This window comes from Streptomyces sp. NPDC056835 (genome assembly GCF_042789485.1).
Lineage (GTDB): Bacteria > Actinomycetota > Actinomycetes > Streptomycetales > Streptomycetaceae > Streptomyces.
The window spans coordinates 96,089-111,544 of sequence record NZ_JBHUBB010000028.1 but is presented as its reverse complement, the minus strand read 5'-3'; the positions used below and the strand labels follow the sequence as shown (position 1 = coordinate 111,544).

The window sequence follows — 15,456 nt, the reverse complement described above, 5'->3', positions numbered from 1 at the left end:
CCCCCGGATCCCCTCCAGGGGAAACCGACCGGCGCGCGCGGCGGACGAGTCGTACACTTATCGGTCCAGTGCAGGCCGGTCGCCTGTCCCGGAGGGGAAACCCCGCGGGCTAGGTGACCGGCCTTCTCGTCCCTCATGGAGGTGTGCCGGATGACCAGTACGGTCCCCGCGTCCCTGACCCGAACGGCCGAAGGCTCCGCTCTTCAGGCCGTCCTTCTCGACATGGACGGCACCCTGGTCGACACCGAGGGATTCTGGTGGGAAGCCGAGGTGGAGGTCTTCAAGGCCCTCGGGCACGTCCTCGACGAGACCTGGCGCGAAGTGGTGGTCGGCGGGCCCATGACCCGCAGCGCGAGCTTCCTCATCGAGGCCACCGGAGCCGCCATCACCCTCGCCGAGCTGACCGTGCTGCTCAATGACTCCTTCGAGGACCGGATCGGGCGCGACCTGCCCCTGATGCCGGGCGCGAACCGGCTGCTCACCGAACTGGCCGCCCATGAGGTGCCCACCGCCCTGGTCTCCGCCTCGCACCGGCGCATCATCGACCGGGTGCTGGCCTCGCTCGGGCCCGAGAACTTCGCGCTCACCGTGGCGGGCGACGAGGTGCCCCGTACCAAGCCGCACCCCGACCCGTATCTGCTCGCGGCGCGGGGCCTGGGCGCCGATCCGGCGCGCTGCGCCGTCATCGAGGACACGGCCACCGGTGTGGCCGCCGCCGAGGCCGCCGGGTGCCGGGTGGTCGCCGTACCCTCCGTCGCACCGATCGCCCCGGCGGCCGGCCGCACGGTCGTCGGCTCGCTCGAAGAGGTCGATCTGGTATTCCTGCGCGGTTTGATGACACACAGGCACTGAACCGCGTACTGAGCGTCGCGGCGGAATGCCGAACGGAAACTCTCGGCATTGGCGCGGATATTTTCCGTGACCTTCGCCGACCACAATCCGGGCCATTCCCAAACGCCGTGGAAGTGACCTTTGTCACTCGCGCGGGCGTCGACAGGGGAGGGCCGGGGTGATCCATGTCGGCCTGAGGCGAGGATTCCTGTGCCCTTGTGTCCCGGTTTATTGATCGGTGTGTGAATCATTCCGCGGCCCGGATATCCACGCGCCGCTATTTCCGATCACTGTGTGATTACGTTTCAGATCGGGCCCGGTCCGGCATTCCCGGAGGCTCCGACTAATCTCGTCGCGAGCACTTCGCCGCTTCAACGACGTGTCCCGACGACTCACCAAGTCGCCACGCACACAGGACCGATCGCCCTGTATCCCGGCCCGATCGCATCTGCCCCGAACGGGTGGGCGCGGCGGAGTCTCCCATTTGCACCGCTGTATCTCAGTGCCGGATGAGGGAGTACGTCCAGGATGAACCGCAAGACTTTGGCGCTGTCGGCCGTGATCGGCCTGCTTGCGCCCGTGCTCGCCGGTTGCGGTGGCTCGGACGGTGGCTCCGGCGGCGAGGCCATTGTCGTGGGCACCACGGACCAGTACATCGCGACGGACGAGGCCATCGCCCCGCTGGACCCGGCCGCCGCGTACGACACCGGTTCCTGGAACGTCCTTCGCCAGACCATCCAGACGCTGATGCACGTACCGCGCGGTGGCGGCAAGCCGATCCCGGACGCCGCCTCCAACTGCCGGTTCACGGACCGGGCGAACGAGAGCTACCGCTGCACCCTGCGCGAGGGGCTGAAGTTCGCCGGCGGCGACCCCATCACGGCCGATGACGTGAAGTACTCCATCGAGCGGGTCCTGAAGATCAACGACCCCAGTGGTGTGGCCGGTCTGCTGACCAACATCGACACCATGGAGAGCGACGGCGCCCGCGAGATCGTCTTCCACCTCAAGACGCCCGACGCGACGTTCCCGTACAAGCTCTCCACGCCGCCGGCCGGCATCGTCAGCAAGAAGGACTACGAGCCGACGAAGCTCCGCAAGGGCTTCGACGTGTCCGGCTCCGGTCCGTACAACTTCAAGCCGGAGGTCAAGGGTGACACCGTCACCAAGGCGACCTTCACCAGGAACGCGGACTACAAGGGCGATCTGAACATCCAGAACGACAAGGTCGAGCTGCGGCCCTTCAAGGCCGCGAGCGACATGGGCAAGGCGCTCGACGCCGGCGACATCGATGTGATGACCCGCGCGATGACGCCCGATCAGGTGCAGTCGATGGTCGAGAAGCCCAAGGACGGCATCCAGCTCACCGAGATGCCGGGTCTGGAGATCCGTTACCTCGGCTTCGACACCGACGCCCCGACCGTCAAGGAGAAGGCGGTGCGCCAGGCCATGGCGTACACCATCGACCGCGGCGACCTGGTCACCAAGGTGTACGGCTCGGTGGCCGAGCCGCTGTACTCGCTCATCCCGTCGAGCATCGCCACACACACCAACTCGTTCTTCAACAAGTACGGCGACCGCAACCTGCCCAAGGCCGCCGACATGCTGGAGAGCGCCGGGATCGCCACCCCCGTGAAGCTCTCGCTGAACTACACCACCGACCACTACGGTGAGGCGACGGCGAAGGAGTTCGAGACCCTCAGGGACCAGCTCAACAGCAGCAAGCTCTTCGACGTCTCCATCAAGGGCACGGAGTGGAAGACCTTCCGTCCGAACCAGATCAACGGTGACTACTCCGTCTACGGCATGGGCTGGTTCCCCGACTTCCCGGACCCGGACAGCTATGTCGCGCCCTTCCTGGACAAGGACAACTTCCTCAACACGCCCTACAACAACGCCAAACTGCGCGGCGAGCTGATCCCGCAGTCGCGCCGTGAGGCCGACCGCAGCGCCGCGACGAGGACCTTCAGCCAGATCCAGGACATCGTCGCCGACGAGGTGCCGGTGCTGCCGCTCTGGCAGGGCAAGCAGTACGTCGCCTCGCGCGATGACATCGCGGGTGTGGAGTGGGCGGTCAACTCCTCGGCGGAACTGCTCCTCTGGGAGCTCCGCCGCGGCCCCGGCGCGTCCTGACCTTCCCGGGCTTCCGGGAGACCTCCGGAACTTCCTGAACAGCGGTCCGGCCGCGTGGGCGAGTCCCACGCGGCCGGACGTGTCATGCGCGGTGGCCCGCCGCCGTCACTGGGCGCCGGGGCGCACCAGCCCGCTCTCGTACGCGTACACCGCGGCCTGTACCCGGTCGCGCAGCCCCAGCTTGGTCAGCACATGACCCACATGCGTCTTGACCGTGGTCTCACTGACGAAGAGATCCGCGGCGATCTCCGCGTTGGACAGCCCGCGGGCGACCAGCTTCAGGACCTCGACCTCGCGCTCGGTCAGCGTGTGGAGTGTGCTGGGCACCGGCTCCTCGCCGGACGGCAGATGATCCGCGTACTTGTCGAGCAGCCGGCGCGTGACGCTGGGCGCCAGCATCGCCTCACCCGCCGCGACCACCCGGATCGCCTGGACCAGCTCATTGGCGGGCGCGTCCTTGAGCAGAAAGCCGCTGGCCCCCGCGCGCAGCGCCTCCACCACGTACTCGTCGAGATCGAAGGTCGTCAGGACCAGCACCTTCGCCGGACCGTCCCGGCCGGGGCCGGTGATCTGGCGCGTCGCCTCCACCCCGTCCATCCGGGGCATCCGGATGTCCATCAGCACCACATCGGGCTGCAGCGCGCGGACCTGGTCGATGGCCTGGAGGCCGTCCCCGGCCTCGCCGACGACCGCGATGTCCTGCTCGGCCTCCAGGATCATCCGGAAGCCGGTGCGCAGCAGCGGCTGGTCATCGACCAGTAGGACGCGGACAGTCACAGGGAACTCCTTCACTAGACCGGCCCCATTCTGCCCTGACAGCCCGACCGCGCCCCCGCCGGGCGCGGCGGCCCCCCACACGCTCCCTCACGCGCTCCCCGGCACGCCGACCGTCAGCGGATAGACGGGAGGCGTACCACCGAATTCCGGACAGAGCGCCTGATGGTCGCACCAGCCGCACAGCTTCGTGGGACGCGGCCGCCAGTCACCCGTCTCGGTGGCCAGCCTGATCGCCTCCCACAGCGCGAGCAGCTTGCGCTCCACCCGCTCCAGATCGGCCTCCACCGGGTCGTACGTGACGACCTCCCCGCTGCCCAGATACACCAGCTGGAGCCGGCGCGGCACCACCCGCTTCAGCCGCCAGATCACCAGCGCGTAGAACGACATCTGGAACCGCGCCCCGTCCGCGTACTCCGGACGGGGGGCCTTGCCCGTCTTGTAGTCGACGATCCGTACCTCGCCCGTGGGGGCCACATCGACGCGGTCGATCACCCCGCGCAGCCGCAGCCCCGACTCCAACTCCGTCTCGACGAAGAGCTCCCGCTCGGCCGGCTCCAGCCGGGTCGGGTCCTCCAGCGAGAACCACCGCTCGACCAGCCGCTCCGCCTCCGCCAGCCAGCCCGCCAGCCGCTCGCCCTCCGAGTCCTCCGCGAACAGCTCGGCCAGCTCGGGACGGGACTCCAGCAGCCGGTCCCACTGGCCGGGGACCAGCGCCTTCGCCCGTGGCGCCGTACGCTCCGCGGCCGGCGCGTCGAAGAGCCGCTCCAGCACGGCGTGGACGAGCGTGCCGCGGGTCGCCGCCTCGCTGGGCTTCTCCGGCAGCTTGTCGATCACGCGGAACCGGTACAGCAGAGGGCACTGCATGAAGTCGCTCGCACGCGACGGCGACAGCGACACCGGCGGCCGGCTCGATGGCGAAGTGGGCGGCGTCGTCGCGGAAGTGGGCGGCAGGCTCGTACTCATGACGCAGACCCTATGACCCGACACCGACAGCGATCCGAATACCATCGACTACAGAGCCACTCGCACCGCATGATCGAGCGAGCGACGCTGCTGACGAAGGGAACCCGTGAAAGAGGACGACGAGCGCGGCGAGAGCAAGCCGTCGCAGCCCGGCAAGGGGGATACGGGCCCCGACGGCAAGCCACCGCGCCGCGAAGACCCAGGCGGTGGCATTCTCATGGGCCGCCCCTTCGGCGTGCCGGTGTACGTCGCCCCGAGCTGGTTCCTGGTGGCCGCGCTCATCACCTGGATCTTCGGCGGCCAGCTCGAACGGGTCCTCCCGCAGCTGGGCGGCCTCCGCTATCTGCTGGCGCTCTTCTTCGCCGTCGCCTTCTACGCCTCCGTACTCGTCCATGAACTGGCCCATACGGTCGCCGCGCTGCGCTTCAAGCTGCCGGTGCGCCGGATCCAGCTCCAGTTCTTCGGCGGCGTCTCCGAGATCGAGAAGGAGTCCGAGACCCCGGGCCGCGAATTCATCCTGGCCTTCGTCGGGCCGCTGCTCTCGCTGGTGCTCTCCGGGATCTTCTACCTCGGCCTGCTGGCCGTCGAGCCCGGTACGGTCCCCGGCGTCCTGCTCGCGGGGCTGATGGTCTCCAATCTGATCGTCGCCGCCTTCAATCTGCTCCCCGGCCTTCCGCTGGACGGCGGCCGGATGCTGCGCGCGGTCGTCTGGAAGATCACCGGCAAGCCGATGAGCGGCACCGTCGCCGCCGCCTGGGTCGGCCGGGCGCTCGCGGTCGCCGTGCTGATCGGCCTGCCGCTCCTCACCCGTACGGGCGCCCTGGGCACCTCCGCCAGGAACGTCAGCGGCATGGAGACCGTCACCGACGCGCTGCTCGCCGCCATCCTCGCGGCGATCATCTGGACCGGCGCGGGCAACAGTCTGCGGATGGCCAGGCTCCGCGAACACCTCCCCGAACTCCAGGCCCGCGCCCTCACCCGGCGCGCGGTGCCGGTCGAGTCCTCCACCCCGCTCTCCGAGGCGCTGCGCCGGGCCAACGAGGCGGGCGCCCGCGCCCTGGTCGTCGTCGACGGCCAGGGCGACCCGACGGCCCTGGTCAGGGAGTCCGCGATCGTCGGCGTACCCCAGCACCGCCGCCCCTGGGTCGCCGTCAGCGGTCTCGCCCAGGACCTCACGGAAGGCATGAAGGTCCCCGCGGACCTGGCGGGGGAGGCACTGCTCGAACGGCTCAGGGCCAGCCCCGCGACGGAGTACCTGGTGCTGGAGGAGACGGGAGAGATCTACGGGGTCCTGTCGACCGCCGATGTCGAACGCGCCTTTGTCGCCGCGATGGCCCGCCCACAGGGGAAGTGAGCATCGCGGGGCCGCCCATCGGGGCGAACCGAGCCCCCGGAAAAAGCGGCTAAGCTTCAAACATGTCCGAACCGACCGGTGCCGCCCGTCGTCGCGGCCCCTTCAAGGTCGGGGACCAGGTTCAGCTCACCGACCCCAAGGGACGCCACTACACCTTCACGCTCGAAGCCGGGAAGAATTTCCACACCCACAAAGGGTCCTTCCCGCACGACGAGCTGATCGGTGCTCCCGAGGGCAGTGTTGTCCGTACCACGGGAAACGTCGCCTATCTCGCGCTGCGCCCCCTGCTCCCCGACTATGTCCTGTCCATGCCCCGCGGCGCCGCGGTGGTCTATCCGAAGGACGCCGGCCAGATCCTGGCCTTCGCCGATATCTTTCCCGGCGCACGCGTCGTCGAGGCGGGCGTGGGCTCCGGCTCGCTCAGCAGTTTCCTGCTGCGCGTCATCGGGGACCAGGGCATGCTGCACTCCTACGAGCGCCGCCAGGACTTCGCCGACATCGCCCGGCAGAACGTGGAGCGCTACTTCGGCGAGCCGCACCCCGCCTGGCAGCTGACGGTCGGTGACCTTCAGGACAATCTGTCCGACACGGACGTCGACCGCGTGATCCTGGACATGCTCGCCCCCTGGGAGTGCGTCGAGGCCGTCTCCAAGGCGCTGGTGCCCGGCGGCATCCTCTGCGCGTATGTCGCGACGACCACTCAACTCGCCCGCACCGTCGAGACGATCAGGGAGTTCGGCACGTTCAACGAGCCGGCCGCCTGGGAGTCGATGATCCGCAACTGGCATGTGGAGGGCCTTGCCGTACGCCCGGACCACCGCATGATCGGCCACACCGGCTTTCTGGTGACCGCCCGTCGGCTCGCGGACGGCGTCGAGCCGCCGCTGCGCCGCCGCCGTCCCGCCAAGGGCGCGTACGGCGACGACTACGACGGCCCCGGCAGCGGCAGCGGCTCACGCGGCTGACCGAACACGCGCACAGCGCCGCCGAGTTCCCGTCCGGAACGGGGGAACTCGGCGGCGCTTTCTTTATGTTGGTCTTACGGACCCCGCTGTTCCGCCGCACTGTGACGTGTGGCACGATGCTGTCTCCCCCCTCCCCGCCGTTGGTCATCAACCGGCACCGCCTTCACAGGAGACACTCCGCGTGCAGCTCTCCGACGCTCCGGACCTCGCGCACACCCGGCCCCGCCCCGTGCACTGGCTCGCGACGGCCACCGCGATGGCCGCTGTCGTGGCCCTGGCCGGTCTGCTCCAGCCCGGCGCCGCCACGGCGTCCCAGTCGGGCTCGGGATCCCCGAAGGCGGCGGACCCCGGCCGGGCCCCGCTGCCCGCCCCCGACCCCTCCGGCGTGGACTACCCGCTGGAGTGCGGGGACGTGGGCACGACCCTCGCGAAGAAGGCCTCGGGCGACCTCGACGGGGACGGCAACCCGGAGACCGTGGCGGTCGTACACTGCGCGGCCGGCTCCGGCACCCCGCCCAACGGCGTGTACGTACTGACCAGGACCGGCGGCGAGGACGACCGGGCCAGGATCGTGGCGACGCTGGTGGACCCGAAGGACAAGCTCACCGTCGGCCCCGACTTCGCGGTACGCGACGGGGAGATCGTCGCGACCCTGCTCGGCTACTCGGGACCCACGGTCCCCAGCTGCTGTCCCGACGAGGAACAGCGTGTCTCCTGGCGGTGGCGGAACGGCGCGTTCGTACGCGGCGAGCGGCCCGTCGCGCGGAGTGTGTGAAAGATCACCACAGGTGGCGCCATGCGACGGGCTGTGACGGGGAGTTACGCCGCGTCGGGGCCGTACACCTCGACCTGGTCCGTCACGCGGCGTACATGAATGCAGTCACCGGGGCACTCCTTGGCGGAATCCACCACGTCGCGCAGCAGCTGCAGGGGTACGCGTGTGGTCGCGCCAGGGGCCTGAAGCAGCTCGTCGTCCGGGCTCTTCACATAGGCCAGGCCGTCGATGTCCAGCTCGAACACATCAGGGGCGTACTGCGCACAGATCCCGTCCCCGGTGCAGAGGTCCTGGTCGATCCAGACCTCCAGCGGCTCACCGTTCTCGGTGACGCCTTCGGTGGGAGCCTCCTGCTGCACGGTCATCTCTCCTGCCGTTTACCGCGTCGGGCAGCGCATTATGGAGTAAGTCGCGGCGGCCCTGACGGGTGTTGAACGCTTCGACGATACAACCGACAGCTTTCCGATGTTCCTGGGTGGGTATTCCCCTGGCGTGAGGGAGGGCGCAAGGGTGAAGATCGGACCTACCCCGACAGTCTTTGTGATCTAGGGGTTTCAATCATCACCCACCCAGGTAGGGTCAGGAAGCGTCCAGCTCCCCTTGGAGGAGGTGAGGACCGTGGCAGCCCACGACGACGACATCAACCGCGGCATCCGGCCCGGGCGGGGGTCCGAAGACCCAGCCGGCCAGGTTGCCTATCTCGAGCAGGAAATCGCCGTCCTGCGACGTAAGCTCGCCGACTCTCCGCGGCACACGAGGATTCTCGAAGAGCGGATCGTCGAGTTGCAGACGAATCTCGCCGGTGTGTCCGCACAGAACGAGCGGCTCGCCAATACGCTCCGTGAGGCCCGCGATCAGATCGTGGCCCTCAAGGAGGAGGTCGACCGGCTCGCTCAGCCGCCGGCCGGCTTCGGTGTCTTTCTGCAGGCCAATGAGGACGGCACGGCCGATATCTTCACCGGGGGCCGCAAGCTCCGGGTGAATGTCAGCCCCGGCGTCGAGCTCGACGAGCTCAGGCGCGGCCAGGAAGTCATGCTCAATGAGGCGCTCAATGTGGTCGAGGCCATGGAGTTCGAGCGCGCCGGGGACATCGTCACCCTCAAGGAGATCCTTGAGGACGGCGAGCGCGCCCTGGTGATCGGGCACACCGACGAGGAACGGGTGGTGCGGCTCGCCGAGCCGCTGCTGGACATCACCGTCCGTCCCGGCGACGCCCTCCTGCTCGAACCCCGCTCCGGCTATGTCTACGAAGTGGTTCCCAAGAGCGAGGTCGAGGAGCTTGTCCTCGAAGAGGTTCCGGACGTCGATTACAACAAGATCGGCGGTCTCGGCGGCCAGATCGAGATGATCCGCGACGCGGTCGAGCTTCCGTACCTCCACCCGGACCTCTTCAAGGAGCACGAACTGCGACCGCCGAAGGGCATCCTGCTCTACGGCCCGCCCGGCTGCGGCAAGACACTGATCGCCAAGGCCGTCGCGAACTCCCTCGCCAAGAAGGTCGCGGAGGTGACCGGCCGGCCCGCGGGGAAGAGCTACTTCCTCAACATCAAGGGTCCCGAGCTCCTCAACAAGTACGTCGGTGAGACCGAGCGGCATATCCGCCTGGTCTTCCAGCGTGCCCGGGAGAAGGCGAGCGAAGGCACGCCCGTCATCGTCTTCTTCGACGAGATGGAATCCCTCTTCCGCACCCGCGGATCCGGTGTCAGCTCGGACGTGGAGAACACCATCGTCCCCCAGCTGCTCGCCGAGATCGATGGTGTGGAGGGCCTGGAGAACGTCATCGTCATCGGCGCCTCCAACCGCGAGGACATGATCGACCCCGCGATCCTGCGGCCCGGCCGGCTCGATGTGAAGATCAAGATCGAGCGTCCGGACGCGGAGGCGGCGAAGGACATCTTCGCGAAGTATCTGACGTCCTCGCTGCCGCTGCACGTGGACGACGTCTCCGAGCACAACGGCTCCAAGGAGGCCGCGGCTCACGGAATGATCCAGTCCGTCGTGGAGCAGATGTACGCGGAATCCGAGGAGAACCGCTTCCTTGAGGTCACGTACGCGAACGGCGACAAGGAAGTCCTGTATTTCAAGGACTTCAACTCCGGCGCGATGATCCAGAACATTGTCGACCGGGCCAAGAAGATGGCCATCAAGGCATTCCTCGACCACGACCAGAAGGGCCTCAGGGTCTCCCATCTCCTCCAGGCATGCGTGGATGAGTTCAAGGAGAACGAGGACCTGCCGAACACCACGAACCCGGACGACTGGGCCCGTATCTCCGGTAAGAAGGGCGAGCGGATTGTCTTCATCCGTACCCTGGTGACCGGAAAGCAGGGCGCGGACACCGGACGCTCCATCGACACGGTGGCGAACACCGGTCAGTACCTGTAGAGCGCGGACCGGCTGCGGATGTCCGGAAGGGCATCCGCAGCCGGTTGCTTTCCACGTACCTTCCACCACACCAGGCCAATGACGGAAATGATCTCCCCACCGGCGCAGAGGCGTTCTAGGCTCTTTCCTACCGCCGCGTCGCGCAGTGCGGGGCCGGGCACCGCACACGCATACGCGACGGAGAGACAGCGGTACTTGAGCGGCGCTTCCGGAGGGGAGCGCCGCCGGGCAAGGAGGGCCGCATGACCGTACGGCGAGTAATGGGCATTGAGACGGAGTACGGCATCTCCGTTCCGGGTCACCCGAACGCCAATGCCATGCTCACCTCGTCCCAGATCGTCAACGCCTACGCGGCGGCGATGCACCGGGCGCGACGCGCCCGCTGGGATTTCGAGGAGGAGAATCCGCTGCGGGACGCCCGCGGGTTCGACCTCGCCCGCGAGACGGCCGATTCCAGTCAGCTCACCGACGAGGACATCGGTCTGGCCAATGTGATTCTCACGAATGGCGCGCGGCTGTACGTCGACCACGCCCATCCGGAATACAGCTCCCCCGAGATCACCAATCCGCGCGACGCCGTCCTGTGGGACAAGGCGGGCGAGCGCATCATGGCCGAGGCCGCCGAACGCGCGGCCCAGCTCCCTGGCGCCCAGCCGATCCATCTGTACAAGAACAACACCGACAACAAGGGCGCGTCCTACGGCACGCACGAGAACTACCTGATGAAGCGGGAGACCCCCTTCTCGGACATCGTGCGCCATCTGACGCCGTTCTTCGTCTCCCGGCAGGTCGTCACCGGCGCGGGCCGGGTCGGTATCGGCCAGGACGGCCATGAGCACGGCTTCCAGATCAGCCAGCGCGCGGACTATTTCGAGGTCGAGGTCGGCCTGGAGACCACGCTCAAGCGCCCCATCATCAATACCCGTGACGAACCGCATTCCGACGCGGAGAAATACCGCCGGCTGCATGTGATCATCGGCGACGCGAATCTGTCGGAGATCTCGACCTATCTCAAGCTCGGCACGACCTCGCTCGTCCTCTCCATGATCGAGGACGGCTTCATCAACGTCGATCTCGCCGTCGACCAGCCGGTCCGCACGCTGCACCAGGTCTCGCACGACCCCGATCTCGGCCGGCTGGTCACCCTCCGCAGCGGACGGACACTCACCGCTGTCCAGCTCCAGATGGAGTACTTCGAGCTGGCCAGGAAGTACGTGGAGGAGCGCTACGGCGTCGACGCCGACGAGCAGACCAAGGACGTCCTGGGCCGCTGGGAGGACACCCTCAACCGGCTGGAGAACGATCCGATGAGCCTGTCGGGAGAACTCGACTGGATCACCAAGCGGGAGATCCTGGAGGGCTACCGGCGCCGGGACAACCTGGACTGGGACGCGGCCCGGCTGCACCTCGTGGACCTCCAGTACGCCGACGTACGCCCCGCCAAGGGCCTCTACAACCGTCTGGTGGCCCGCGGCAAGATGCAGCGGCTCCTGGACGACCAGGACGTCGAGCGGGCCAGGACGAAGCCTCCGGAGGACACCAGGGCGTATTTCCGCGGACGGTGTCTGGAGCAGTACGCGGACGATGTGGCGGCCGCCTCGTGGGACTCGGTCATCTTCGACCTGCCCGGCCGTGACTCGCTCCAGCGCGTACCCACTCTGGAGCCGCTGCGGGGCACCCGGAACCACGTCAAGGAGCTGCTTGACCGGTGCCGTACGGCGGAGGAGCTGGTCCGGGTGCTGTCCGGAGGCTGAAATGGTCCCTGTCCGGGAATGATCGAGGTGGTACCCGGACGTTGTCAGAAGTGCGGGGCCGATGTCGGGCCCTCCTTGTAGGGTCTGATCTTGTAGGTCACATCGAGCGGGGCGAACCGAGCGGGGTGAGGGTTATGGCGACCAAGGACACCGGCGGCGGACAGCAGAAGGCGACGCGTTCCACCGAGGAGACCGAGGAGCAGGCGCAGGAGGCGCAGGCGTCCGAGGACCTCAAGGAGCGCCAGGAGAAGTTGTCCGACGACGTGGACTCCGTCCTGGACGAGATCGATGACGTCCTTGAGGAGAACGCCGAGGACTTCGTGCGCTCCTTCGTCCAAAAGGGCGGCCAGTAGCAGCGGTTGTCCGTTCCGGTGCGCCGGTGAAAGCCGGTCGCACCGGGACGGATGACACGCGGCGGCGCGGGTAAGGTCCGTGCACAGTTCTTTAGATCGGCCCGGCGCGAGCGGCGGGCCGCCGCCCATCCGGAAGGAAACGTGTGGAAGCCAACCCTCGTAGCACCGGGCGTCTGCCGGCAGCCTTCCTGACGCCCGGCTCGTCCTCGTTCATGGACTTCCTGTCCCACCACTCGCCGGACATGCTGCCCGGCAAGCGCACGCTGCCGCCCCTCCAGGGCGCCATCGAGGCGCCGCACGGGACGACGATCGTCGCGGTCAGCTTCCCCGGTGGTGTGGTGCTCGCCGGTGACCGGCGCGCGACGATGGGCAACATGATCGCCCAGCGCGACATCGAGAAGGTCTTCCCGGCCGACGAGTACTCGGCCGTCGGCATCGCGGGCACGGCGGGTCTCGCCGTGGAGATGGTCAAGCTCTTCCAGCTGGAGCTGGAGCACTTCGAGAAGGTCGAAGGAGCGCAGCTCTCCCTGGAGGGCAAGGCCAACCGGCTCTCCACGATGATCCGCAGCAATCTGGCCATGGCGATGCAGGGCCTGGCCGTGGTCCCGCTCTTCGCAGGCTGGGACGTGGAGCGCGAGAAGGGCCGCATCTTCTCGTACGACGTGACGGGCGGCCGTTCCGAGGAGGTGGGCTTCGCGTCCACCGGCTCCGGCTCAATCTTCGCCCGTGGCGCGATGAAGAAGCTCTACCGCGAGGATCTGACCGAGGAGCAGGCCACCACCCTGGTCATCCAGGCGCTCTACGACGCCGCGGACGACGACTCGGCGACCGGCGGACCCGATGTGGCGCGCCGGATCTATCCCATCGTCACCGTCATCACCGAAGAGGGCTTCCGGAAGCTGACCGACCAGGAATCCGCCGATATCGCCCGCTCGATCCTGGAGCGCCGGCTGGAACAGCCCGACGGCCCGCGCGCCGCGCTGCTCTGATGCCGCTCTCTTCTGAACAAACATGCCTCTGACAGAAAGGGACGGATAGCCGGTGTCGACGCCGTTCTATGTCTCACCCCAGCAGGCCATGGCCGACCGGGCGGAATACGCCCGCAAGGGCATCGCCCGCGGTCGCAGCCTGGTCGTGCTGCAGTACGCCGACGGCATTGTCTTCGTCGGCGAGAACCCGTCCCGCGCACTTCACAAGTTCAGCGAGATCTATGACCGGATCGGCTTCGCGGCAGCCGGTAAGTACAACGAGTACGAGAATCTGCGCATCGGCGGGGTGCGCTACGCGGATCTGCGCGGCTACACCTACGACCGCGACGATGTGACCGCCCGCGGGCTCGCCAATGTCTACGCCCAGACGCTCGGCACGATCTTCTCCAGCGCCGGTGAGAAGCCGTACGAGGTGGAGCTGGTGGTCGCCGAGGTGGGCGCCACCCCGGACGGCGACCAGATCTACCGGCTGCCCCATGACGGCTCGATCGTGGACGAGCACGGCTCGGTCGCGGTGGGCGGCAGCTCGGAGCAGATCAGTTCCTATCTGGACCAGCGGCACCGCGACGGCATGTCGCTCGCCGAGGCCCTCAAGCTGGCTGTCCAGGCGCTCTCCAGGGACACCAACGGCGGCGAGCGGGAGATCCCGGCCGAGCGGCTGGAGGTGGCGGTTCTGGACCGTACGCGACCGCAGCAGCGCAAGTTCAAGCGGATCGTGGGCCGTCAGCTCTCCCGGCTGCTTGAGGCGGACGGCGCCGCCTCCACGCCGACGGACGCGCCCTCGGACACCGAGGAGCCGGACGGCGCCACGCCCGCCCCGGCCAAGGCGCCCTCGGAGGCACCGGAGGCGTCCGAGACCACCGAGAAGCCGGAGCCCAAGGCGCCCGAGGGCAAGGACAGCGGCAAGCCGGACGGGAAAGACACCGGCGAGTAGCCCGGGCGGAAACGTCTCAGCATGCCCCGGCGCGCTCGCACGCGCCGGGGCATCGTCGTGCTCACGGAGCGTGTCACGGGACGGGCCGCGCGGGCGGCGGGGGCGCCGTGGAGTCGCGGACCACCAGCGAGACCGGGAGGTCGCCGGTCTCCGGCCGGCGGCCGTCCAGGACCGCCAGCAGGGCTGACATCCCTCGCTCGCCCACCCGCTCGGCGGGCAGCCGTACCGTCGTCAGCTCCGGATCGACCGCCGTCGCGAGCGCCAGATCGTCGAAGCCGCTCACCGAGATGTCCTCAGGCACCCGCAGCCCGAGCCGCCGTACGGCCTTGCAAGCGCCCGCGGCCAGGATGTCGTCGTCGCACACCAGCGCCGTCGGCCGGGGCCCGGGGCCGGTGAGGGCGCGCTCGGTGGCCTCCCGCGCGGCATCCACCTCCAGCGGCGCGGAGACCGTGCGCACGGCCGCGTCCGGCACCCCCCGTACCGTCTCGGCCAGTGCCGCCGCCCGTACGTCGAAGGTCCAGGAGGTTACGGCGGAGGAGAGATGGATCAGCCGCCGGTGACCAAGACCCAGCAGATGCCCGGCGATCTGTCGCATGCCGTCGGCGATGTCGAGATTCACCCGGGCGGCGGCTCCGGGCGCCGCCGGATCGCTGTCGAGCATCACCAGCGGCAGATCCGCGCCGTCCGAGCCGCGGATCGTGTCCAGCGCGCCGGTCGCCATCGAGGAGGCGATCACCCCGTCCAGCGCGGCCCGCGCCGAGGCGAAGGGGTCTCTGGCGGGACCCACCCCGGCCGGTGAGGGGTAGAGGACGACCCCGAAGCCGTGCTCCGCGGCGACCTCGGCCGCTCCCGTGTAGACCCGGGCGAAGAACTCGTTGGTGAGCGCGGGCACGACCAGGAGCGCCGTTCTGGTGGTGCCGAGCCGCAGATTGCGGGCGGCGAGATTGGGCCGGTAGCCCAGGGCGCGTGCCGTGTCCCGCACCAGAGCGGCGGTCCGCTCCGAGACCCTGCCCCGCCACTTGTCGCCGAGGACGAGGGAGACCGTGGCCTGGGACACGCCCGCGGCGCGCGCCACGTCCTTGCTGGTGGGCCTGGCGGACTGCTCTGTCATGACTGCCGTTCTCCGTCGCGCGGTGAGAATCGCGGTGGACCCGCGGACTGCGCACATGGTACGTATGTCGCTGCACGTTATACGTAAAACCCCGGACGGGACAGGACTGCGCGGCCCGGGGACGAACCGACG

At 68.5% G+C, this 15,456-nt stretch carries 14 protein-coding genes; 10 read left to right on the top strand and 4 right to left on the bottom strand.

From position 1 onward, the window contains the following. Positions 1–150: 150 nt before the first annotated feature. Positions 151–852 carry an HAD family hydrolase gene (locus tag ACFRMN_RS28380; RefSeq protein ID WP_383024392.1) on the top strand — a complete coding sequence of 234 codons (702 nt, stop codon included), beginning with the start codon at positions 151–153 and terminating at the stop codon, positions 850–852. 507 nt (positions 853–1,359) lie between these two features. Further along, positions 1,360–2,964, top strand: a complete 1,605-nt coding sequence (locus tag ACFRMN_RS28375) for an ABC transporter substrate-binding protein (RefSeq protein WP_383024391.1) — start codon at positions 1,360–1,362, stop codon at positions 2,962–2,964. A 105-nt stretch (positions 2,965–3,069) separates the two neighbouring features. Here the strand turns inward: ACFRMN_RS28375 and ACFRMN_RS28370 are convergent, their stop codons facing one another. Both ACFRMN_RS28370 and ACFRMN_RS28365 read right to left on the bottom strand, forming a co-directional pair. Further along, positions 3,070–3,741: a response regulator gene (locus tag ACFRMN_RS28370; RefSeq protein WP_383024389.1), complete on the bottom strand. Its 672-nt coding sequence runs from the start codon at positions 3,739–3,741 to the stop codon at positions 3,070–3,072. 87 nt (positions 3,742–3,828) lie between these two features. Further along, entirely contained in the window at positions 3,829–4,704 is an 876-nt protein-coding gene (locus tag ACFRMN_RS28365) for a RecB family exonuclease (protein WP_383024386.1), read from the bottom strand. A 106-nt stretch (positions 4,705–4,810) separates the two neighbouring features. On the opposite strand from ACFRMN_RS28365, the gene ACFRMN_RS28360 reads away from it, so the two are divergent. From ACFRMN_RS28360 to ACFRMN_RS28350, 3 genes are all read left to right on the top strand, one after another. Then, positions 4,811–6,058 (top strand): site-2 protease family protein, encoded by a 1,248-nt coding sequence (locus ACFRMN_RS28360; protein WP_383024384.1) that lies wholly within the window; start codon positions 4,811–4,813, stop codon positions 6,056–6,058. A 62-nt stretch (positions 6,059–6,120) separates the two neighbouring features. Then, entirely contained in the window at positions 6,121–7,023 is a 903-nt protein-coding gene (locus ACFRMN_RS28355) for a tRNA (adenine-N1)-methyltransferase (protein WP_030354613.1), read from the top strand. Between the two features lie 181 nt (positions 7,024–7,204). After that, complete coding sequence (locus ACFRMN_RS28350) at positions 7,205–7,798, top strand: hypothetical protein (RefSeq protein WP_383024381.1); 594 nt, start codon at positions 7,205–7,207, stop codon at positions 7,796–7,798. Between the two features lie 44 nt (positions 7,799–7,842). Here the strand turns inward: ACFRMN_RS28350 and ACFRMN_RS28345 are convergent, their stop codons facing one another. Then, positions 7,843–8,163 (bottom strand): ferredoxin, encoded by a 321-nt coding sequence (locus ACFRMN_RS28345; protein ID WP_383024379.1) that lies wholly within the window; start codon positions 8,161–8,163, stop codon positions 7,843–7,845. Between the two features lie 253 nt (positions 8,164–8,416). On the opposite strand from ACFRMN_RS28345, the gene arc reads away from it, so the two are divergent. The 5 genes from arc (at position 8,417) to prcA (ending at position 14,213) form a co-directional block, all read left to right on the top strand. Further along, complete coding sequence (gene arc, locus ACFRMN_RS28340) at positions 8,417–10,183, top strand: proteasome ATPase (RefSeq protein ID WP_383024376.1); 1,767 nt, start codon at positions 8,417–8,419, stop codon at positions 10,181–10,183. 242 nt (positions 10,184–10,425) lie between these two features. Next, positions 10,426–11,937: a depupylase/deamidase Dop gene (gene dop / locus ACFRMN_RS28335; RefSeq protein WP_383024373.1), complete on the top strand. Its 1,512-nt coding sequence runs from the start codon at positions 10,426–10,428 to the stop codon at positions 11,935–11,937. A 134-nt stretch (positions 11,938–12,071) separates the two neighbouring features. After that, complete coding sequence (locus ACFRMN_RS28330; RefSeq protein ID WP_030754525.1) at positions 12,072–12,290, top strand: ubiquitin-like protein Pup; 219 nt, start codon at positions 12,072–12,074, stop codon at positions 12,288–12,290. Between the two features lie 143 nt (positions 12,291–12,433). Continuing rightward, positions 12,434–13,279: a proteasome subunit beta gene (gene prcB, locus ACFRMN_RS28325; protein ID WP_383024370.1), complete on the top strand. Its 846-nt coding sequence runs from the start codon at positions 12,434–12,436 to the stop codon at positions 13,277–13,279. A 52-nt stretch (positions 13,280–13,331) separates the two neighbouring features. After that, positions 13,332–14,213 carry a proteasome subunit alpha gene (gene prcA / locus ACFRMN_RS28320; protein ID WP_383024367.1) on the top strand — a complete coding sequence of 294 codons (882 nt, stop codon included), beginning with the start codon at positions 13,332–13,334 and terminating at the stop codon, positions 14,211–14,213. Positions 14,214–14,286: 73 nt separating this feature from the next. Here prcA and ACFRMN_RS28315 read toward each other — a convergent pair whose 3' ends face one another. Continuing rightward, positions 14,287–15,324, bottom strand: a complete 1,038-nt coding sequence (locus tag ACFRMN_RS28315; RefSeq protein WP_383024364.1) for a LacI family DNA-binding transcriptional regulator — start codon at positions 15,322–15,324, stop codon at positions 14,287–14,289. Between the last annotated feature and the right edge of the window lie 132 nt (positions 15,325–15,456).